This is a genomic window from Gammaproteobacteria bacterium (assembly GCA_029882975.1).
Lineage (GTDB): Bacteria > Pseudomonadota > Gammaproteobacteria > SZUA-152 > SZUA-152 > JAJDNG01.
The window spans coordinates 199,817-223,747 of record JAOUJW010000005.1; the positions used below are offsets into that span (position 1 = coordinate 199,817).

Consider the following 23,931-nt stretch of genomic DNA (forward strand, 5'->3'; position numbering starts at 1 on the left):
TTTACGGTATCGCTTCACCGTGACGCCAATACAGTTTGGTTTCCAGTTTCAGTCTGTATGTGCTATTTTTTTGCCAAAATTTGTAAATTCGCTGTTTTATCAATCTGATCCGCTTTCTCACCAAATCCTCAGACTCCACATCCGCCAGGTAATTGATCCGCAATAACGCCGGGCCTAATAACAACTGTTGCTGCAACACGTCAAAACGCGGTTCCCATTGCTGCCGCACTTTGGCTGTATTGGGTTCAAATACACCGTCTCCCACATCCAAACTCACTAATCGATACAAGGACGCACCAAAATTGAAACTATGGAGTTTGCCGCGAGTAATACGCTGAACTCTGGGATTTTCCGTGGTCATACGGAATCCGCTGGGAAGGGTACGATCGTCCAGTTTTAATATGAAATTGCTACCTCTTCGTTCATCCGGCGCCATGGCACAACTGATGTGAAAACGGCCGTACGCATCTGTAGTCAGCAATAAGCCGTTGGCCGTTGCCAGGCGCACACCAGCCAACCCCGGCTCCGATCCGTCCTGAATGCCATTTTGATTGCTGTCATCAAAAACCTTACCAATTATGTCAGAACAATCTAAAGTAGCATCGGGTACAACCCGAACCGTTGCAGAGGCCTCCTCGGAGATGTTATCGGCCAGTAAACTACTTATTACACGGGCACGGTTAACATATTTCCCCTCTATCAGCGCTCCTCCCACGGCGAATAACAACTGAATTCGGTGTTTTGCGTTCACCTGCACGGTAGACAGGTCCCAGCTCAGTCGATTTCCATTCACTTGCGGCTCTACGGCAACGCCATCCAAACGCGCCGAACCTTTGACATATTTAAAACCCGCCGGAAAATCGTCTTCCACAACCACCTGTGTCATTGTCACCGGCAAGGTATTGGTAATGGTGATGGTGTAAGGAACCAGATCACCCCGAGATACTGTCACTCGTGAGCTCACTTTCGTGATTGCTACGGCTTGCTCCAACTCCGGGTCCAGAGGAATATGGTTGTTAAAAATCTGGCTATGACCCGGAATTAAGCTGTTGCTCAGAGTCAAATGCAGGTGGTATTCCGTACCCACCGCACGCGCTGCAATGCTGGGTGGCGGTGCTGTGGCAAAGGTCTGAACCTCACAGTGCTGTCCTGTAGCCATAACCGCATCTTGGCCTGTTCCCGGACAAGTGGGTAAAACAAATGCCACCGTGACTGTATTGCTCTGAGCCGGTATGGCTATGGATTCGCCTGCGTTGAAACCACTGGGGGGCGTCACGCGAATTAGATAGTTGGCACCAGGTGGACACTGTACCTGGCTGAAATTTAGATCAAATTTGTAGTAACCGTCGGCCAGCGTGCGTTGATCCTGCTGAGCGGGATCGTCAAAACAAGCGGCCGGTACGGCTTGACCATTGGCAGCATGTACCAGCGTCAATACAGCTCCGGCTATGGGGGTGCGGACAATGGAATCATAAACCACGCCGTTAGGATCTATGGGCAGATTAAGATCCTGTAGGTTATTACCGGAGGCGACGATAATATCCCGGATATGCTGCAAACCATCGTTGAAAGCGGAACTGGTCAGACCCAGCTTGGCACTGTTAACTCCGGCCCCCGGAGCGACAAACCGTAGTTCATAGCGATCCGCACTCAAATAATTGGGCATAAGCCCACTCAGTCGGTAATGTCCACCGCTATCAGTCAAGGTGCTTGCCAGCAAAGTACCGCGAAAATACACTTGCACGGTCCAGGCTTCTAAAGGACGCTCACCACTGTCGGCGACGTCATTAAAATTGCTGTCGTGCCACAACTGACCGTTCAGAGCGCCTTGTCCCGGAGCACCACCAATATCCACCGAGACAGTCGCTTCGGCAAAACGGTTGATATCCCAATCTACGCGTGCAATGTTAGTCACCCGCGTGCCCATAGACAAAGTCGGGTTTAGGTTCACCAGAAAACGCAATGTGGCGCTTTGCCCCGGTGCCAGATATCCGTATGTATTCCAGTAATCTGCGCCAATCGTTCCGGCTGTTACACTGATTCCGCTGCTCTGACCGTTTAGGGTAGCCGAACCTACTACATAGGTTTTCTGCCCTACCAACGGCATATCCAGGTTATCGCTGATAACCACATTAGCGGCAGGCACCGCTCCGATATTGGTTACGGTAACCCGGTATTCCAATTGACCACCCGCTGTGGCTACCCCGCCGCCAACCACGTTCACTTGTTTGGTAATGGATAATTGTTGGGCATTTCCTACTACAATCAATGTGGGTTGATCACCATTGCTGTCGATACCATCGGCATCGGTGGGTTCCAGCGGTAATTCCAGACTGTAGATAAATCCTTGGTTGCTGATCACGGTCCCTGGTGCGACTCCGGCGTTGACTTCCACATCAAAAGTTACTCCGGCACTGGCACCCGGAGAGATATAACCCACCTCCGGTACCGGCGGCGTCAGATCGGAAGAACTGAGAGCAACTCCCGCAATAAGCGGCGACACACCAGCGTCCGGTTGACCAACCGGTAACCCGTTCAGGGTGACCGTGTTCGCTACATAGGTCGTATTGAGCGGTACAGCATCTCGTAGGATTACGTTCGTCGCAGGTACCGCCCCATAGTTGGTGGTGATGATGGTGTAACGCAAGACATCACCAGGGTCTACAAATCCCGGAGCACCATTGTCCACCACCAAACTCACTGTCTTTTGTGAATCCACAAACGGCAGGTTACCCACCACATCCAAGGTTGGATCATCGGGCAATGCCGTATTGGGATCATCTGACGGTTGCTCCGCTGTCAATGGGCCACTGCCAACGCCGTAAGCGTTTACATAAGCCTGATTGGAAATGATGCTGCCGTTGATCGCATCCATATTGATGCGTACGTCAAAGTGAATCACGGCCATATAGGTGGAATCCGTTGCCGCGCCCACGGGTAGGTAACCGGGTGTTGGGCTCACGGGAGCATGGATCATCAGTCCACTTTGCAAGGGTGACACACCGGTTGCGGGATCAGGGACGGCTATGCCGTTGAGTCGGGTCGAATCCGTCACATAAGTCGTATTCGCCGGTACCTGGTCACGCATCATTACATTCACCGCGTTTTCCGTGCCCAGATTACGCACCGTGATGGTATAACGCAAAATATCGCCAGGCATTAACTCCGTCGCTAAGCCGGTAATATCATCTGATATCTTTTGCACTTGCAGCCAGGGGCTGGAAACAATAGCCACTGGCGTAGGGTCTTCATCACCAAGGACATTGGGATCATCGCTACCGTTCACGTTGGGGTCGTCACTGGGTATGATGGGCCAATTGGGATACAGTAACTGTGCTTGGTTCAAGACTACCCTGGCACTTTCCAATACCGGTGCCAGGACCGCTTCAAACTCAATGATCAACGATTCGTCCACCTCTCCCATAGCCCCCAAGGACAGGTTACGCACATCCAAAAGCCCACTGCCCTGAGCCCCGCCAATGGAATTAGTATTGGAAATGTCAGAACCTGTGGGCACGCTGACAATGGTCAGGCTACCCGGTACAAACGCGGCCGGTATATTGAGCCGATCCAATTCATCCTGGATGGAAAACCCATTAAGCGCCACCGTGCTTTGATTGTATGCACTAATCCGATAGCGCAGACGGTCGCCCGGCGAAGCCGTCAGCGCCGGATTTTCTCCGGTACTGACGTTAGCAACAGTTTTCTGTAAGACAATGACGGCCGCTTCTGTAATGGTGGTATAAATATCTTCGTGATCCAGCACGGTCGGGGTTCCATCCGTGATCACACGACTGTAGGTTCGGATTGGTCCCATAGCACCGCCGCCAACAATTGCATTATCCGTATCACCACTGAACCACTGCGTGACACCGGCAATATTACTCAAACTGATATTATTCAGACTGTCCTGGTCCAAATAAGCGTCGTACAGAATGACCAGTCGATGATCTGCAGGAATGGCCGCGGCGCTGGAGACAGCGATAAAACTGAAACGACAAACGGGAGTACCGGGTACCCACTCCAGGCGATAATCTGTATTTTCCATCAACAACGGGCTGACGGGTGTTATTCCATCTGCCTGGAACACTTGCGCATTGACGATTACCGGTGCCGTGTCGTCACACATACCGCCTGGAACCGGGTTGGGCAGCAGGTCGGTGACAGTGGCATCCCAGGCCGTTGCCGTACCGGTGTTGTGAATATCCAAGCGATATTGTGCCGCTACACCGACACGAATTTGCGCCGGACCGCTTTTTTGTAAAGTCAGATTATCCGGGCCGACGATTTGCATATCGGCTGTAGTATCAGGCGCTCCATTGGCTTGAGTGGTTACATCATCATTCACCCGGTTGTAGGTATATGTGGCTGTATTGTTAAAAAATAAACCACTGATATTCACCGCCGAGTTGTTCAAGACCACAACTAATTCAATTTCAATTTGTTCCCCGGCAGGAATATAGATACCGCCGTTCACATCCTCGATGACCACATTAACAGCTGTACCTGTGTTAACCGGATTCCAGGTTTGGGAACCGGATATGCGGCTGACGCTGACAAATGACATATCCGCACTGGAAGCACTTAAGTCGTCCAATATGCGCACATCGTGTAATGCAGTGGTCATGGGACTCGCGGGCACAATGATACGATAACTAAACGGCACACCCACGGCTGCCGTGGTTACCGTATTTTGTTTATCCAGTGGATTAGCCGCTGCTGTACTTAAACCGGCGATTGCGGTGTTACTGGGACCATAGATCTGTGCTACACCGGTAGTATTACCCAATACAGGGGTGGCATCATTATCGAAGGAGTAGTATCGCTGCGCCCGTACTTGGTTATTTAGAGTTAATCCAGGCGCTAAATCCGCATCTGCCTGTACCTGATAAATGATTTGCAGCGTATCACCGACTGGAATACTGTAAGCGTCACTGACTCCCACATCCAGGTTCCAGGTGGCGGTTCCGCTTTGGTCATCGTATACTGCCTGCATTACAGGCAGCACTGTGCCGCTGGTAAGTAGTTGCATGCTTAGGGTAGTAATACCGTTGACACGCATTCCTTGCGGGATGATGTCTACAACCGAGGTATCGTAGGCGGGTGACGCGCCGTTATTTGCTATGTTAACAGTGTAAGTTACCACTTCATTGGCATCCAACACTGTATCGCCATTGTTGGGAGCTGCCGTTTTACTCAGATTCAAAAGCGGTTGTTGCAGAACTAATGTGTCACTCGCACCGTGGCTCGCCGTAGCGATAACGTCGGTGTAACTCAGGCTCGCTGTATTTATTAATGCTATAGACGGTAAATGCGGAAAGACATCCTCCAACACCAGGGCTCGATAACTAACAACTATTTCATTGTTAGTGAGAATATTGTCTCCGGGATTGAGCACCGTTCCAAAATTCAAACTAAAACTCGTCGCTCCTACACGTGGGTCACCGATTGGCAGCACTTCCACTACATCATCGTGGATCAATGGAGCCGCTGCGCTATATGGAGCCAGTGTATCTCCATTGATACTTACGACACCGGCAAAGGCAAGCCCCTGCGGTAAGGTGTCGGTAATCACCACATCAGGGCTGGTACCCTCGTGCAGTTGTATGCGCAATTCAAACTCGACAACATCCCCGATGCGAACTTGGTTATCTAAAGCGCCGTATGTGTCAGTTAGTCGAGTTTTTTGAATATTGTTCGCCGGTACTGATACGGACGCCGATGCCGGTGTGGTGAAATAATCGTTTTCCGGTGGTGACCCACTGCCATTGCGTTCGTAATTTGAATCGCCCGGCAGGCTGCTCCATTGCGCGACCGCTTGGTTTAGCAAGACCTGACTCGACAATACGTTATCTAACACTTTCACGTCGTAGCTTAGAACGACCGTACTCCCTTCGGACACATGAATCTGTGCATTACTTTCCGGTGCACTCCAGGATAACGTTTGTGCGGAATTCACACCGTCCCCATTGTTCAGTATGGGATCGCTGACGCTGTTGGCCGTGGCGTTGTAAACCCCGGTTACTACAGAGGTTCCAGGTATATACTGTAATCCCAGGCTTAAATTGTCCTGCACGGTGATGTCAAAGGCGTCGGCGAAGTTATCTGCCGCCACGCCACCGGACGCTGTCAGGGTCAGACTGAATCGTAATACATCACCGGCGTCAGCGACCAAGCCGGGATTGGTGACATTGCTTACCGTTTTACTGAGGCTGAGCAGAGGCTCTATAATCCTGAGCGGTGCTGCACCGGCAGTACCACCACTGACTACAGGGCCTGCACTGCTTAATGCATAACTGTAGGATACCGAATTGAGCACACTTTGCCCGGCATTGGTCTGGGCGTTATTGGCAACCCGAGTGCGTAATTGAATCACGGCTTGACTGCCGGCCGGAATGGTATCCAGGCTCAGGCTGACATTGCCGGGCGCAACGCTGTTGTTGACCAGCACGAAACCGGATCCGCTGACCTCTATTGCTGTCACAAATTCCAAATATGGAGGCAGCACATCGCTGACCACCACATCGTATAGGACGGCATTGGCTGCTGTACCCGGTACACGTATTTCATATATCACTTCCTCACCGATTGAAGCCTCACCGGAAGCTGGTTGCACTAGAGTTTTCAACGGAGGATCGATGATTACCATACCGTTTGTCATGGCAAAGGTAGCTGGACCTACGGGAGCATAGCGCTGCCCGGACGCATTGGGTAATGACCAGTACTCCTGCAACAAAACACTATTGTTCCAAGTTTGATTCGAGGCAATATCGGTATGAAAACCCAAATCGTAATCCACTTGAATACACTGACCGGCGTGCATGGGAGCCAATGTGAGAATATTAAAGCTGCCCCCACGGACCACTGGAGCCGTGTATACATAATCAACACCTGCCACTGCCATAGCACCGTTTAGATACACATCCGGTTGTCCTGCACCGTTCATTGGGCCTGAGATACTGGTTTCATCCAGTTCCATGGCCAGAGTATCACTGAAACTGAGACTGTAAGCCGGAGCCAAACCAGTGGTATTACAAGCTTCCACACGGAAGTTCATAATATCCGAACCCAGACTGACGTTGGCCACACTGGTCCGACCACTCCGGTCCACTTTAGTCAGTGTGGGGATGATGGGTTGCCATACAGTAATAGACGCACCGCTTTGTAAACGAGCCGGATCCACCACCGCGACTCCGGCGGCATCCAGATAATTTAGGGTAGCAAGGTTATCCAGGGAGACTGAGGCTTGATGCGCCAGAGTATCGGGCATAACCTGAGTCCTGTATTCAATCACCAGGGTATCGGTCCCCGCGTCGCCCAATGGGTTGTTATACACATCCCCCAAATTAAACTGAAGGTTACCGGTTTGTCCCATAGTCGGTAGAGCCGTGGTGACAACGGGGTTATACACAAAATTGGAACCGAGTCCCAACAGCGGTGATTCGTAATCGACTGTCGTGTCGCCGTTAATAGAGACCACATCGTAAAATGCCATGCCGGGAGGTAATATGTCTTCGATGCTTACCGCGCGAGTCATCCCCGGTTGCAGGTTTAACTCCAGACGATAGGTCACCAAGTCGCCCACACGAACAATGCCATCCGTCGCCGAACTACCGGCGTCGACAAAAGTGTCCGCAATCACCATTTTGCTCAAACGGTTACTATCACCGGCAACACTTTGAGCCGAAGCCGGTCCAACACAGTAATCGTTGGGGGCAACAATGGCGGGACAACCGTTACCATGACGTTCATAAACGCTATCGCCCTGCAATGATGTCCAATCCACTAATACACTGTTACTGAAACTGGCATTGGGTTGAGCTATAGTAACAACAGCGCGATAAGTCAATAACAGTACGCCACCCGGAGGTATATCCAAGGTTTCGTCTGCATTACCCCGTCCCCAAATCAAGGGACCGGATGGCGACCCGCCTGGCGTGGCAACAAAACCGGGAATCGGTACGGCGTCCAGGTACGCGGTGGGTGTAAAGTTGTTATCCAACTGTAATTGTGGTGGTAAGGTATCAACAATGTTGACATCATAAGCCACAGCGTTGCCAACATTGCTAATGGTTAAGGTGTAGACGGGCGTATCTCCGCCAATGAGTGGTGTGGTGGGGTTTACGCTTTTGCTCAAGGTCAACAAGGGCTCTACCACGGTCACCACTGCAGTCGTATCCCCGACACTTTGTACAGCGCCGGTCTGTCCGTGTCGATAGGTAATGCCGGCTGCGTTTTGCAGCGTATCTCCCACATTTGTATTCAGATCATTATTAATGCGGACGAAATAGTCAATGAGTATATAGGGATTCACCAATGCTGCAGTTGCGGTGTCATCCTCCATCACAGTTGTAACTGTGCCCACGTTCCAATCGATATTCCCTGTGGTACCGTCCGCGGGTACTGCCAATAAAGCGGATTCCTGCGGAGTCTGTCCGTTAATCAAGTCGATGTCATTAAATGTATAGCTGATAGCGTAATCACTGTTGTGTGACAAAACGTAGCTTAAACCGGTCACATCCAATTGATCCCTAATACTCAATTGTTGGGTAGTACCTTCCGGCAAATTAATACGAAGTTGGAAATGTTTGTGCCTGCCGATTTGTGCCGGATCTGCAGCATCCACATCGGTTTTCGTGATACTCAATGGTGGTACACTGAATTGCGCTGATGCGAAGGTTTCGTAATCGTTAATGGGGTTCGCAGCGTTTGGTAGCGCACCGATTCTCATCCCGTCGGCGCTGCCGTTGGCCCCAATCAATGAGGAACTGTTAAGGGCGGTATCCTGTCCCGGCAATGAGGTCCAATCTGCCTGTACCGTGTTCTCCAGTATTTGTAAGGGTTGAGCACTCAAGTCAACGAGTACTTCAAATCGAAAACTGATGCTCTGCCCCGGAGCTATAGCATGGTTTGGGTTTGTCCTATTCCAACGGAACACCGGTTGATTCGCACCAAACAAGGTCGTATCAACAATATCCGGAGGATCGGTACCGCTGACATTGTTAAGAAATGTCTGGTGACGACCGGTCAAATCATCCAATACACGTAAATTGTACGCTGTCGCAGTACCGGTATTTTGCGCCGTTATAGTCACCGTCAACACATCTCCCGCATCCGCACTGATGGTTTCATAGGTTTTACTCAGAACAATATTCGGTTCGCGAACCAATAGATCATGCTGGGAAAAATCCAGATTGACATCAGTACCCGCATCATTCAAGTAATGTAGCAATGTTGATGTCGCCGGCATTCCGTTGCTAACCGTTCCACCATCGTTATTGCTTGCATTATTATCCAGCCTGGCAATAAAGCGCACATAAAAATCAAATCGGGACCGTGCATCAGGTGCCGTGGTTAGTTCCTGGTTACCAAAGTACCAATAGACCTGATTTTCATTGCAACTGGGGGTGATCTGCCCACCGGGGAAAAACCCGGCATCGCTATATGGGGGCGCATCCAAATTCACCACCGGGGCTTCCACACAACTTAAACCGGCGGGCAATACATCGCGAATATAGAAGTCCTGCAAATTGGCCACGGGTATGGATGCGCGTAATTCATATTCCACTTCTTCACCAATGGAAACAGGCTGTGGTTGTACCCCGTTTAGTGCTGTATTGGACAATCGCAAAACCGTTTTGGGATAAGTCTGCAAAGGAAGGATCTGCACCGTCGCCGATGCCACCGCTGAGCTATAGACTCTGGCACCACCAAGCGTACTATTGGCGGACAGCACCACCGTCTGGTTACCGTAATTGCCTTCCAGTGAATCATAAACCGCACTGACATTGTTCACCAATTGCTGTGCCGGTGCTACCGAATCATCGGGATCTATGCGATAGTACATCACAATGGATGCGCCGGGATTAAGCCGTTGTAGGGCCACACTGTGGGTGTGGGAGGCGATGATGGTGGGTGCCAAACCATTTTGCACGGTATTGTCGCTGATGCTGCCTTCACCATCTGTATCCGCAGCATCGATAAGACCATCACCATCATTATCCAAGCCATCGTTGCCAAACGGCAGAACATACACCATATCACTGGGGTCCAGCACGTCAGTAGTGATAATATTGTAGGCTGGCGCGCGGTCCACAGCGGAAGCAATGGCTTCATTGCTTAATGTGATACGGTAGATGTAGGAGTCCTGAGTATCTCCATCATTCGCCAAAGTAACGAAGTTACTACAACTGGTACCAACACCGTATAAAGTTTCGTTACAAACTTCTTTTACCATGGCAATCAGTGGTTCAGTCACAGTTAAGTCGACCCGACGCAGAGACTCCCTTGGATAACCAATGGTATTTTCACCCAGGTTGAAAACCTCTTCTGCACCCAATACGTCATTGTAAAAAACTGCCTGAAACGTCGAATTCAATACATTTGTACTTAGCGCTGCGTGTTGATTCGGTGCAGACCGGTCGTCCACCGGATCGTTCAGTAACCGCGTTGTGACATTAACATCAAACCATTGATCACGCACAGTGATGCGCTCGTTGACCGTATCTTGATTAAAGCTCCAGGTAAACCAGCCTTCATCCAAAGGCAGTAAAGGCGGTGTCGCCACGGGCGCCAAGGCAATACTGAGGATGGCAGGATCGCTGGTGAGATAAGGATCACTGGAAGAAATGTAAGCCTGACCATTTGGTAACTCGTCCGTTACCGTAATGGCCTGTACGGCGATATAAGTGAACCCCGGTGTTTGGAATCCGAACCATCCACCGGTATGGATATTATAAGTACATTCTTCACCGATTTGATTCAAACGATCGGGCAATATGGCCGGAGGATTGTTTTCCGAGCAGGTTCCCAGTAAATCTTTTTCAAGATTAAACCCAATCACGCGGGCACGAATACCATCAAAGGAATAGTTATTAGCCCGATTCACTATGGGATCAATCCTCGCGATGGGGTTTTGTGGCGTTGGAAACCACAATAAGCTGCCATCTGCCAACGTAATTTCACCGATGACATCGGCACGAAAAGATAGATCATCGGCGGCCAGGTCAGCAGAATCACTGCTTTTGATTACCTCAAAATTTAAATTGCGTGTTTGCCCCGGCGCTATACTTCCAACTCCACTGCTGCGGCATTCGTATATCGTTGCATTTGCAGGTAGATCTGCCGGGTCATCCCAGACTTCCAAGGGGTTCGTCGTCACGCTGCAAGCCCCCGGTGCGCTGACTACATCCATGGTCGCACCAAAGGTGACATAGGCCGTAAAATCATCCGCTGTATGCCCGCCGCGATTTCGTAACGCTACCTGTAGTGGCAGTGGAGTGCTGGTATCGTTGGTTAGAATGAAAATCAGCTCGGTGCCGCTTATATCAATATCCAAGTCTTCAGGGTTCGAATTGAATACATCAATGTAAGGAAAAGAAGAGGCTTGTTGGGTGATACCCGGATTACAAAACTGCTCAAAGGTAACCCAAAGGCGATTGGTAATCGCAGCGGCATTATTGGGATCGGTAAGATCCGCCGTGACTTCTTCGCGCAAATCCAAGTTAGCCCGCAAGTCATAAGGATCATATCCGGGTTGAGGAATCATGACGACACCAAAACGAATCTCTGCAACATCTCCATGACGTAGGAGATTGCGTTGATCGCTATGATCCGGGTGGACCGAGGAACTGATCAAATCAAACTCCGGTTGCGTATTAGCCAGCGGTTCTGCTGGATTGGTGCTGGTTAAGGGTAAGGTGTTGGCTGCGGGATTGGCCCACACAATACGATCCACCATACCGGGATATACATTTCCGTAGGCAGGAGTCACATTAATCGTGGCGCCGTTAGCCGGGTCGTAAGTAGGGTCCATGATATACTCAGGCGGTAGCAGATCACGTAGATGAATGTTCTTAACCGTACCACCGGTGTTATTGGTAATGGTGATGGTCACCACTCCTTTGCTCCCTGCCGGTTGCCCCGGGTTTGTTCCACTGATACTGCGACTGATATTCAGTCCCCCATTGTTGACACGGGAGCTCAAAGTGGTAGTGGATGTTCCGGCGGTAGTGCCTGTGGAGGTTTGGCTGATACCTCCATCCGGGTTATCCACCTCGCAACCCCATTCCACATTACGGACCGTATTGTTACTGTTGGGGTCGCACGAGTTAAGTATCTTGCCTACCAAAAACACATCGGTAAACCCCCCGGCGGGGACGTCGACGAATGTCGCATTCTCATCGTTGGCGGGATTTCCAAAAGGATCATCCACAGGAAAATTATTGATGTTATTGGACGCAGTAATACAGTTTCCCACCGGACCTACCCCATCCGCGGTAGCAATAGCGTTGGCTTCACCCTGTGACGGGCAGGCAAAATTGATTTGAAAATTACTGCCACTCATCAAATCATCAAATGTCAGATCCTCGAGATCGGCACGACCTGAGTTTCTGATTCGAATCCGCCAAATTACATCGTCGTTGGTATTACCATATACAGTGGCGGTGTAATTGTTTTGTCCTGCATCAACATTACGGCCACGCTTAATAACACTAGGCTGTGGTTCCCACAGCGGTAACACAATCCGGTCCGTATTTAGCTCGTTGGATTCCCATACCGTTCCCGGACAAAAAGTGTATGCTGCGCCGGCTTCGACATCACGAGTAACGTTGACGAGATTTTCTTCTGTACCGGAACGGCTTCTCACCTGGAATGTGATCTCAACCGTATCGTAGTTGTGATTGGGCGACCGAGGTACCAACGCCAGAGCGGGAATATCCCCCGCGTCCCATGTGAGTATACGGCCGGATGCTGTCAGCGTGGGATTACCGCCGGGCCCGCCGCCACCTCCATTAACTGTGTAAGTGGTGGAACCGGGAATATATTCCAAATCGGTATTGCGAAAATCATGGTTTACTGTAAAATTTTCCATGTTTCCGGTTGAGGAATTAGTAATGATTATTTTAATTTGTCCGATACCGCATAGTAGGCAGTAACTTTCTGTGACGGAGCTATCATACCGGACAACGGAAGGTGAAAAATTGGCAGTGTTTTCGCCACAATCCTGATGATTGGCGAACAGAGGACCGCTGCTCAATAAAAACAAGGCAATAAAGAGCCCTGCCCTTTTTACGAGCACTGCAAATCCTGACAAGTACGTCCTTACTGCCATTATTACAACTATCCTCAATTGTCAGTTTCTGGAACCAATCTCTAATTCGACCGCAAGGCTCTGGCCTCGTCTATACGTAAAGTCTCAAATTTGACAGACACTGGTTCACATTTTTTTATTTAAGCTCTACAAACCTTTCGCTCTCCTGTTTTTCTTTCCAGTTGAAATAAACCTCGATTCGCCTAAGATGCAGGCAGAAAATCGATGGGATATAGTATGGTAATGGTGGGCACGCCGTCTTTAGCCCCAAAATTGAACTTCTTAACCCGTTCGACTATTTTGTCCAGTAGTTTCTTCGAATCCATATCCGTAGTTTCCACCTTACATTTTGTTACACTGCCGTCGGGCGCTATGGTTATTCTCAACACGACTTTACCCTGTAGTGTTGGGTTACTGCGCAGTTCACGGTTATAAATGCGGTACAACGCCGCTTTATACCGGTCAAACACAATTTGGATTTCCTCATCGGTACGGGCCGGTCCCGGTCCGTCGCTCAAGGGTCGGTCTTCTGCGGCTGCAGTTCCAATAGCGCTTTCTACACGAGAGAAGGCCACAGCACTGAGTTTATCGCCCGCACCTGCAACACTGCGACTTAGACTGGAACTTTTAATACCACCACTGCCACTGGCGGCTTGGGAGGTCAAAATATTGCGACTTTGTTGTCGTGCTGTAGCACCGCTGGTATTCAAACTCGCTTCGGCGCCCAATTTGACATCATTCATATCATCTAACAAGTCTGCCAGATTGTTCTTAAACGCTAAGACACCTTTGTTTTCCACTTTTTTACGGGCGTCTTTACGGTCTTTTTCTGTCGGTTTTTTCTTTAGTTCTTCAATCTTTTCCGGTTTCGGTTGCTGTTTCGGTTGCGGCTTAGGCTTGGGCTTTTTAATAAACTTCGCCAAACGTTCGGGAACTTTAATATTTTTTTTGTCCTGAATCGGAATGGTAATCATTGGAATCAATGCACCAAACAACAAAGATAACAGTAGAGCAATTATTACGAAGTTTCGTGCTTTTTTCTCGTCTTCACCCTTTTTAGTCCAGGGCATGACCATTACGCGATAAGGTATCTCCCTGACTTCGCGCGTGACGACATATTCATATTTGCTTTGTTCCTCCTGTTCCAATAACTCTTCGATGTCTTCCAGGAGAAAATTAACTGTAGTATTTTTTTCCTTTATTTGTTCAAGTATGGCTTCATGCTTATCCGTGACTTTTTTGATTCTACGTTCAAAAAAATCGGCTTTTTCGCGAAGATTCTGTAGATAACCTTTAACTTGTTCTTCGGTGGCAATACCGTCCCAGAACAAATCACTGGCGCCTAACTCATTCAACTCATCCAGATTTCGGCATATATCGCTGACCAACTGAAACTTTTTGCGCTCGTCCTGAAAATCATCCAGCTCATGATCGACGTTTTGAAGGTCCCCTTCAAGACGTATTATTTCTTCTTGATGCAGATGGACTTTATCGCGCAGCGCAGCGATTCGTTCTTCAAAATTTGTGCGTTGTTGTTGTAAAGCGCTCACTCAAATTACCCGAATCAACTCTGTTTGCCTTTTTGCAAAACCGCCATGGAAATTTTCTCATAACCGGCATAGGTACTGCTGGACATTATCTTTTTCAATATCTTAAAGGGAATGGTTTTGTGTGCCAGTATGGTCACCTCGCTGCTCTCTGATATGGCTTTTGTGCTTGTCCCGATTACATTTCCCTTTATTTCCATGAGTTTTTCACGCAGCGCTATAACAATTTCTTTACTGGCAATGACCTCACTCATCGCCACCACCTGCTCACCCTGCACAATAACGAAGTCCGGTGTTACTAAAATGACTACTGTTTCCCTAGGTTTGGTTTCAACAACGGAATCGGGTAAGGTAATTTGTTTAGGTGGCTCCAACACTTCACTGCTGCCGGAGTTCACCAATAGAAAGAATACCAAAATAGTAAACACATCCATCAAGGATGTAAGATTCATGCCCGGAATACCTTTCTTATGGTTGCGGGCCATGCGTTTCATGCGCCGGGTATTTTTCATGGCGCCTCGCCTATAGACATATCCGGAAACAGGGCTATTTTCTGCGTTTCGGCCGACTCCGCTCCTTCCGCCGGCGGTATCTCGTAACTTCTCACCACATCCATTATGCGAACCATTTTTTCGTATTCAATATCAGGTTCCAGCATGATGGTAGCATCGGTTTTATCGGGGTAGTTGTTCTTTATTTTTTGCAAATAATCGGATAAGCGTTGCACATCATATTTTTCTTCTTCCACATTGGGCAACACGGCAACAATACCTTTACCGTTACCAATTTCCAGTTTTTTTGCTCTGACGATGACCTCTATGGTGACTTTGGCTTTGTCATCCGAGCCGGCAGCCGCTCCCGCCGGAAGATTGAGTTCCATAATAGTGATTCGAGAAAACACGGCGGAAATGAGCAAAAATGGAATTAACACAACCATCAAGTTGAGGAAGGTTGTGATGTCCATTTCCGGTGGCTCTTTACTCTTAGCCTTGTAATGATGTCTTCGTGACATAGTCTATTGTCCGCCTTTCTAAGGCCTCAACCTGATGGGCCTAAAACATATAGCGTTGTTAACACAGTTATTGCTGCGTAGATTACGCGGCGTCGCGTTTTGCCATTTTAGAAATAACACTTAGAGTTTTAACAGACGCCATTTCCAGACTGTCAACGATTTCACCGGTTTTGGCAGTCAAAACCACGTAAAAAACCAATAAAGGAATACCTGACATCAAGCCAAAGGCTGTGGTGTTCATTGCCACGGAAATACTGGCGGACAACAAGTCGGCCTTCTCGGCAGGATTGGCATTAGCCACCGCCGTAAACGCTTCAATCAACCCCATGATGGTACCTAACAGACCCAACAAAGTGGAAATATTGGAAAACAACGCCACGTAAGGTGTGCGTTTTTCTAACTGAGGAATAATCTCCATCATGGTTTCTTCCATCGCTATTTCAATATCGTCACGACGGCGAACCGCACCCTGCATCTCCAATCCGGCGTTGAGCAAATGACTGATTGTGGAATTATTGTTTTCAGTCATGGTACGAGCCTGATCAAAATCGCCTTTCATCAGTACGGGATGTAATTCTTCCCACATTGAACGATTGGCTTTTTTCACCATACTCAATTTTAGATAGCGTTCGATCGCGATGGCTAAACCCAACGCAAAAACAATCAAGATGGGATACATAAATAACCCACCGGTTTGAAAAAATTTGATTATCGCCAATAAAAAATCCATTGCCCGCTCCTACTCGACCACTGAAATTGAATAAAAATCCAGTTCGCGCTCGAATACTTCTTTGTCCACTGGTTTCATTTTTTCGTTTAACAAACTAGAGGAAAGACTGTTCTCTACTCCAATTTCGGAACTTTTCCATGGCACAATAAACAACGATTTGGGTGCTTCCTTGTTTCCCACAATGGAAATACCGGACAATGATTTAGCCTCGGCCTCTTTTTTTGGTTTTTTGTCTTTGGCAAAAACCGATGAACTCATAATGGCTGTTGCTAACAGCGTGATGAGCACCCATGCTGCTGTATTAAATACTGTGTTGTTTTTATGTTTCGCCACTTCACTCTGCCTTTACATTCTGCTTTTTACGTCCGCGATCCAGATTTTCATCTTGTCATCTTCCGGTTTGGCGCTAGCGTAAATCTCATAGTTTTCCAATGCACACGCCAAATCGTTGAGGTAAATATCACATAAAACACCCAAATTCCGATTAGCCGGCCAGAAACCCGGGAAATTTTCTAATAACTTTTCATACACTTTCCTGGCTTCTGCGTATTTGCCCAACTGACGATAAACGATCGCTAACTCATTATTGGCGACCGGATGGATATCATTCAGTTTTAATGCCTGTTCAAAGCTCTCCAATGCTTTTTCCATTTCACCTAATTTGGCATACGCTATTCCCAAATTAATGTACGGTGCCGTGAATCCGTTCAACTTTGTCAGCAGTCCTTCAATTAGTACAATGGCTTCTTGATACTTTTCCTGCTGTAACAAGCTTGTAGCCGTTTCAAACTGGCGTTTTACTGCTGCATCCACAGATAGATTTTCGGCAATTTGTATAATTCCTTTAGGTACACATTCCTGTCCAACAGCTTGATCAGATACATTATTTTTACCTACACCCGTGGCAGGGTTTTGGTTTGCAGCGGAGGCTTGATCCAGGTGCCTTTGTGTACTTACAGTTGGGTTGGGTCGGACATTGGTGTCTGTAGGCGGAGTCGCCACATTTACTCCTGGTGCAGTCGTTCCATTGGTTTTATTACCATTCACATCCACTCCCGGAACCTGACCCGGTACAGCGGCAGTTGCGGTTGGTACCACGTCTGGACATTCCGGTGTCACGTTCAGTTTTTTTGGATTTTCATCCGTCGCTTCCTGCAGCGGCACTTGGACAACAGCCTTCTTTACCGGTACCACAGGAGCACTGATACACGACCACAAACTGACTGTTACCGAAATAATCATTACAGCTCGGGCGTAAACTTTTATCTTTGTCCAGTAACTGATGTCTGTCTTAATACTCATACTTACTCACCTGGGAACGACCGGATTACCATTGAATCCGTATTTCCCATTAGTTCCCCTTATCAATCCGTCTCGATTACTTTTTTCAAGACATATCATCGGCCTGTTGCTATTACCGCAACATCTCGCGCTTTGCTCCGGGATTCAGTGCTGCCTGCTGCCGTTATTCCGTAACGGTGTTTTTTTCTACCGCATCCTGCGACTTGACTGGCTCAACATCGGCTTCCGTATTACCGTCAGACACCTTGGCAGGGGCGGTCTCAGCCGCTGCCGGGTTCTCACTGGAAACCGAGGTCGCCCCCTCGCTGCCCCCAACACCGGCCTGTGCTTTCGCAGGTGCGGCTGGTTCACTCGCAGCGTTGGATTCCACCGGATTAATGACTCCGGCTTCACCAGGGTTTTCCTGAACTGTCTCACCCGATGGTTGCGCTACCGCTTCTGGCGGTGTTACGCCGGAACCGGCTGACTTATCAGGATTTTCGGCGGGGTTTGACTGCTGCTTTAAGACTTTCTTTGGCTTTTGTGACACATATCGAAAAACGTTTAGATCTGCGATAAATCCGGTACTTTCTTCCGGTTTTCCGTAACGAGCCGGTAAGAGTTTTGCTAATTTGGAAATACTATTATCGATCCAACGACTGTAGATACCTATACGAAGCAATTCGATATTTTTTTCATGTACGGATATTGCCTTTTCTTCAAATGGAAAGGCTTGTTCTTCCAGAGCCAATACAAACTCTTCCATCTCCAACTCATTTAGCCCTTTAGGTTTTTCGGATTCCAGCAAGGAGCGACTAAAATTGTAATAGATCTCTCCTATATAGAAAGTGGAAGCTGCAGTCACATCAGCCACCTGATAATCGGTTAACCGCGAAAAGGTACTGACCAATCGTTTCATGAATTTTTGCTTGTTCTTCATACTGGTTTTCAAAGGATTGGTCAGTTTGATGGCAGCAAACTCGTCAAACTCCGGCTCTGTCAATATCAGCGAGGCCGTAGCGGCCAGATATTTGGTACGGTCAGTGCGTTCATCACCCGATCGCGCATCGGTCGTTATGATGGTTTTGAGTGTCTTATGATAATTGCTTATATCGTTTCTTAATTTGTATATAAGAGCGATTTTATTCCACGTCTCCAGCGCAAATTCCACCGGCTTGGGAAATTTGTCCACAAAAGCTTGATACAAGCGCAATGTGTTGTTTTGATCCTGGGCTTTTTCATACATTTCAGCCGCAATCAACCAGGCTTCTCGAATCAATTCCGGATCTTCCGTATCCGCTGCAACTTGCTCAAATTCTTTTGCTGCCAGATCGTATTTGTTCAGCTCTTTATAAACAAATGCGATTTTCTTAGTGACATCTTTCTGTAACTCATGCTTGGGGAAGTTCTTTCGAAACGCCAATAGCACCTGTGAGGCCTGTTCGTAGTTTTTGATTTGTATTAACACGGCAGCGGCATCGTATTCGGCGGACTCCCGAATCTTGGAATCGGGTGCCACAGCGGCAATTCGCAGAAAATGACGTACCGCTTCCGTGAACAGTTCTTTTTCCTTTGCCTGCTCACCTTGCTTGTAAATGGATGCCGCAAGGTTGTCCAACAGTTTGGGGCGGTCCTTGTGTTTGCTGTCAGTGGATTTTAGTACGGCTACATAACCTTCTTCCGCATCGACGAAGTTACCCAAATCAAAAGAAGCGTGTGCCACCACCAACCAGGCACCGCGAACTAAACTGGTTTCGGCTTTGGGATACTCCTTAATTAAGCGTCGTCCCACTTTGACAGCAAGCGGTAAATCGCGCATTTGAAAAAGATCATCGGTTGCTGCCGCCAAAACCAAAGTGGCTTTTTCATGCTTGGGAAAGACATCAACCATACGCAGTGAACTGCGGATAATTTCCCGTTTGACGACACCAATTTGCGCCGGAGGAGCAACCTTTAGGTATTCTCGGTGTGAAAATATGGCCGCATAGGCCGCTTTATGCGACTTCGTGTTTTGTGGATAATCATACGCGGTTCGTTCATACTCCGTTGCAGCCAGATTGAAGTCTTTGTTTTCCAAATACAAATCCGCCAACTGATAGTTGATCTCCGGTGATTTTTCGTCTTTTGGAAAAGACTGCAAGAATTCCTGGTACCAACGCGATGCCTCGGCGAAATTCTCAGCCTGATTTTTCTTAAATTTCTTGTTTTGATACAGCGAATGGTAATGATTGGCCAAATCCACCAAGTTGGTTTTCAAATAACCCAATACATCAGGATATTCTTCTCGGTTAAAGTAGTTCCAATATTCTGCCTTTAACCCGTAAGTCGATGCAAATTGCTTTTTCGCATCAATAACCAGACGCGGAAATCCGCCTTTCATATACACGTCTATCACCCGCATGCTAAAGTGCGGCGATACCCTGTGAAAGGGATTGGATTCAATAAAAGCGTTGTAAGTAGCCGCAGCGTCGCTATATCGTCTTTTTCCAAAATAGAACTCGGCCAGATGTTTGTATACGCCATCTTCGTACTCACGCGAGCCGAATTTGGCAAAGTAGTCCTTGATGGCCTCAGCGCCACCCAGATTGGAAAAGCTTAAACTGATTACTCGAAATGTATCCTCTACACGCTTTTTCTCAATTTTGTCATTCGTCTGATCAAAATCATAACCAATAGATACTTTGTAGTCTAAAAGTGCAATAAACTTTCGCAGCGCCTCTTCGTACATATCCTGCTTATAGAAAGTCCATCCCATCTTATACAAGGCACGTTCGTAGTAAACCGTTCCAACGCCCATTTTTAAAACCAAACCATAGGCATCTTCGGCATCCAGAAATTTTTTGCGAGTAAAATAGTACTCGCCTCTGCGGAAGTGAACTTCATCGTTGTAACGGGAGTTGGGAAACTGCTTTACCAGGCGGTTCATCACTTCCATAGCTTCATCCACCTTACCCACTTCTTCGTAAGCTCGCGATAATTGATAGAGCACTTGGTCGTTACGTTCGTACAAGGGATATTTTTTCAGCAGTTTCTTGTACAGAGCAATCGCCTGCTCCGCACTGGAATTTTGCAAATCCACACCGGCCTCTCCCTTGGGCAACACCTCATTGGGATTCAACTTGGACGGAGGAAGTTTTTCACTGGCCGTGGCGCTCTTCTCAAAGGCTTTTTCTGCCTTAGAATCTTTGCGAGGCTGTTTCGGTTTAGAAATTTGTTCGGAGTCCGTAATAGACTGTGCACGGGTGGTTACACTGGGTGCATCTTTCTCCAACTCCGCGGTAGCCCCAAAGTCCTTCTCAATTTTTAAGTCGGCCAGACGCCGCAATGCTTCCGGAGTCATGGCAGATTCAGGAGTCTGTTCTAAAAACTTTTTATACCCCTCCATGGCTTTTTCCAAGCCACCTTCCACCTTTACATCTTGTAGTTCTAGACGTATAGACGCCAATTCAGCAATGGTTCCTTGTTCTTCAACAGTGGCGCAGGAAGACAGGAATGCAGCCAACAAGGCAATAACAGGAAGACAGCGTAATGTCTTGATTGAATTCTCCACCTATTCAGTCCCTGTTTGCGGAATCGGGTTGTTTGCGCCCTTTTCTTTTACTTGTGCCCCGGACGGCGTGTTTCCAACCAACGGTGGCTTATTGGGATCGGATTTTTTGTCTTCCTTTTCGTCCTTCATGGTCTCTGTGGTGTTTTGATCTTCTTTTTCACTTTCTTTTTGTCCGTTCAATTTCTGCGCTTCTTGTTGCTCTACCTCGTCCGCTATCTGTTTCTGAAGTTGCTCATCCGTTTGTTTTCTTGCTGCTCGGTCATAACTTTCCGCCAATGCGAATCTGGCCTTTACCTGATACTCTTCCAAACGCTGTCGGCGCGTTTCCAGTTCCTTGATAGCCATCGCTTCAATGAGATTACCCTGGCGGGCGAGCAAAGTTTTCACCTTACCTTTCGCTTGACGAATTTTAATGCTGACATGACGCAAGGGTTTTTCATAGCCACGATAGCTTTGAGTGGCTGTTTGGCGAGTTCTCACAAATGACTCGTAGATCTCAGTCAACTTTTCCACATGTTGATCCAACTGGCGCAAGTTCTTGTGAGCCTTGGTGAATCGATCATCGTATTGTGTGACCACGTTCCAATGAATCACACCCTTAAGACGATCAATGCGGTGTTTGGTATTGGCATCCAACTTACCGGCTTTGTTAAGACGTATACTTTCCTGTTCCAGTATATTTAAAACAGTTCGTTCTTCCACATTGATAAGAACTTCGGGTCGCGGAGCAATCAACATTTTTTTCAGACGTTTGTCCAGACTGTTTCGTTGTTCCACTCGTAACTTCATTTTTGAGTCCAAAGACCGGAACTCCGCCTCCATGCCCGGCAGCATGGGTTCGTAATAGGCTTTTCGAACGGCAATGATTTCTTCAAACGAACTGAGATTTCCCTCCCAGGTATCCAGTTTGGATTGCAGTTCTACCAAATCAAAATAATTCTTCAGCGCTTCTTGAAAATCATGTGAAGCCATCATTTGCATTAAATAGTAGGTTTCAGGTGTATCGGGAAGATCCCGGAGTTTCACCAACCAGTTTTTGTCCTTCTTTAGTTCTTCGCGTACAACCGCCTCAAGAAATTTACCTTCCCTGATGGTCTTTACCGATGCGTCCAGACGTTCGATTTCCTTACTATAAGCCTCCAAGGCTTTTCCATACAGAATGGCCGCTCTGCCGAATAGCTCCAATTTTCCATATGCGTATGGAACCGCCATCAAAGCCTCTTGCACCGAGGCATTAGTGACATTGCGTTTGGCTAACATAGTCCAAGGAACCAATGCACGATCAAATTTATTTTGCCCTGCTGACGCCCAACCGGAACCTAACAGCGCTTTGTTGGAAAACGGCCCTTTGATGCGTACCCGGTTTAAATATTTGACGGCTTGTTCGCCTTGCTGCGCATCAAGCAAGCGATAGCCCAACACCAAATTGGCTTTATCGCGCATACCTAAAAAATTTCGTCCTTTCCCCGGAGTATTTCCCACTTTCTCTAGTTGCAAATAGCCCTGGATCTCTTCCCCACCCAGAATTTGAGCAATTCCAAGATTGTATCCGGAGAATCCCAGCAATTCCGGTTGGGTTTCTATACTTTGTAATAGTGCGATAGCTTCAGTAAATTTGCCGTTAGCAATATAGATTTGTCCGCGCAAATAGGGTTCTTCATTAATGAGCTTTTCAGGTATCGGGCCTTTTATTCTTTCTATGGTATGCAGTGCATTGAGAGGTTGCTGTTTCTGGTAGTACATTTTCGCCAAACGATACAAAGCCTCATTGCGCACGCTTTCTTCCACGTTACCCTCAATCACCGCTTTTATGGCACGTCCGGCACGGTTGTGCATACGATAGAATAATTCAAAGTCGCCAACCGAAAATTCTGCGTGATCAATATGGTAATACAGGGAATTTAATTGAGGTTCGTCTAAACCATAATACTGTGCCAATTCGGTATCCAGACGTGAGATCGCTTCGAAAAAGTCCTGCTGATAAGCATAAAAAAGCGCCTCACCGAAATACAAATCTTTCAGCGGCCCTTCGGTTTTACCCGCCCACACCAGCGTTGTGGTAAACAGCAGGCAAAGTATTAATGCCAAGCGGTGAAACATCACCAATCCTTGAATTCAATTCCTGATCCGGACACCCTGATCTCAACGAATTGAGGTCCAACCCCTTTTTTAACGGTATGGCTCACGGTTTTGTTGGTTTTATTAATACCTTGTTTCCCAACAACCTTTACCTGGATCTTATGTTCTCCGGTCCGAACATTTCCGGTAAACAATCGTTGAACGCCACCTTTTTGCAAGGCCTTCAACTCTTTGAAGCTGTAGATATAGTGCGCCACATCTTTGTCATCCAACACCAATTTGACGGCATCCAGCTGAAATGTATCCGCTAAGGACACAAAAAAGGACACTTGTGTATTAGAGGGGTATAGCAGCTTCTCTTCCAGCCGGTTTAACTCAGCAGAAATGGCCAAAACATCCTTCTTGATGGACTGGACCTGCTCGTCCAACCCTCGAAGTTGTTGCTTGTTAATGTCATCCTCCGCCAGAGTGCTGCTCGACCCAAGGAGACTAATAATCACAAATAATTTAAATGTATATCGCATAAGCTGACTTCGCGTTAATTGCCCCGATGTAGGCTGTTAAACCTTTGAATTTTCAACATGATATGAAAGGTTATTTTAGAAAACCTAATGATGCTGAACTTTATCGGCACCGGCG

Annotated in this window: 10 protein-coding genes; all 10 read right to left on the bottom strand. The window is 47.8% G+C overall.

What is annotated here, in order from left to right; translation table 11 throughout:
* Position 1 precedes the first annotated feature (1 nt).
* Positions 2-12,874: a hypothetical protein gene (locus tag OEY58_05955; GenBank protein ID MDH5324987.1), complete on the bottom strand. Its 12,873-nt coding sequence runs from the start codon at positions 12,872-12,874 to the stop codon at positions 2-4.
* 422 nt (positions 12,875-13,296) lie between these two features.
* On the bottom strand, positions 13,297-14,643 hold the full coding sequence (locus OEY58_05960) for an AgmX/PglI C-terminal domain-containing protein (GenBank protein MDH5324988.1): 1,347 nt from the start codon (positions 14,641-14,643) through the stop codon (positions 13,297-13,299).
* Positions 14,644-14,657: 14 nt separating this feature from the next.
* Positions 14,658-15,152, bottom strand: a complete 495-nt coding sequence (locus OEY58_05965) for a biopolymer transporter ExbD (GenBank protein MDH5324989.1) — start codon at positions 15,150-15,152, stop codon at positions 14,658-14,660.
* Positions 15,149-15,652 carry a biopolymer transporter ExbD gene (locus OEY58_05970; GenBank protein ID MDH5324990.1) on the bottom strand — a complete coding sequence of 168 codons (504 nt, stop codon included), beginning with the start codon at positions 15,650-15,652 and terminating at the stop codon, positions 15,149-15,151. The genes OEY58_05965 and OEY58_05970 overlap by 4 nt, the downstream gene beginning before the upstream one ends.
* 82 nt (positions 15,653-15,734) lie before the next feature.
* Positions 15,735-16,382 (bottom strand): MotA/TolQ/ExbB proton channel family protein, encoded by a 648-nt coding sequence (locus OEY58_05975; GenBank protein ID MDH5324991.1) that lies wholly within the window; start codon positions 16,380-16,382, stop codon positions 15,735-15,737.
* A 9-nt stretch (positions 16,383-16,391) separates the two neighbouring features.
* Positions 16,392-16,715 (bottom strand): hypothetical protein, encoded by a 324-nt coding sequence (locus tag OEY58_05980; GenBank protein MDH5324992.1) that lies wholly within the window; start codon positions 16,713-16,715, stop codon positions 16,392-16,394.
* 12 nt (positions 16,716-16,727) lie between these two features.
* The gene (locus OEY58_05985) at positions 16,728-17,684 is read right to left on the bottom strand and encodes a tetratricopeptide repeat protein (protein ID MDH5324993.1); all 957 of its coding nucleotides are present in this window, start codon (positions 17,682-17,684) and stop codon (positions 16,728-16,730) included.
* 163 nt (positions 17,685-17,847) lie between these two features.
* Positions 17,848-21,213 carry a tetratricopeptide repeat protein gene (locus tag OEY58_05990; protein ID MDH5324994.1) on the bottom strand — a complete coding sequence of 1,122 codons (3,366 nt, stop codon included), beginning with the start codon at positions 21,211-21,213 and terminating at the stop codon, positions 17,848-17,850.
* On the bottom strand, positions 21,214-23,313 hold the full coding sequence (locus OEY58_05995; protein MDH5324995.1) for a tetratricopeptide repeat protein: 2,100 nt from the start codon (positions 23,311-23,313) through the stop codon (positions 21,214-21,216). It lies immediately after the preceding gene.
* Positions 23,313-23,816 carry a hypothetical protein gene (locus OEY58_06000; protein ID MDH5324996.1) on the bottom strand — a complete coding sequence of 168 codons (504 nt, stop codon included), beginning with the start codon at positions 23,814-23,816 and terminating at the stop codon, positions 23,313-23,315. The genes OEY58_05995 and OEY58_06000 overlap by 1 nt, the downstream gene beginning before the upstream one ends.
* Positions 23,817-23,931 lie beyond the last annotated feature (115 nt).

Excerpts from the sequence above, each read along its gene's own strand:
- OEY58_05955 (MDH5324987.1), bottom strand. The coding sequence starts at position 12,874 with ATGGAAAATTTTACAGTAAACCATGATTTTCGCAATACCGATTTGGAA.
- OEY58_05965 (MDH5324989.1), bottom strand. The coding sequence starts at position 15,152 with ATGAAAAATACCCGGCGCATGAAACGCATGGCCCGCAACCATAAGAAA.
- OEY58_05970 (MDH5324990.1), bottom strand. The coding sequence starts at position 15,652 with ATGTCACGAAGACATCATTACAAGGCTAAGAGTAAAGAGCCACCGGAA.
- OEY58_05975 (MDH5324991.1), bottom strand. The coding sequence starts at position 16,382 with ATGGATTTTTTATTGGCGATAATCAAATTTTTTCAAACCGGTGGGTTA.
- OEY58_05985 (MDH5324993.1), bottom strand. The coding sequence starts at position 17,684 with ATGAGTATTAAGACAGACATCAGTTACTGGACAAAGATAAAAGTTTAC.
- OEY58_05995 (MDH5324995.1), bottom strand. The coding sequence starts at position 23,313 with ATGTTTCACCGCTTGGCATTAATACTTTGCCTGCTGTTTACCACAACG.
- OEY58_06000 (MDH5324996.1), bottom strand. The coding sequence starts at position 23,816 with ATGCGATATACATTTAAATTATTTGTGATTATTAGTCTCCTTGGGTCG.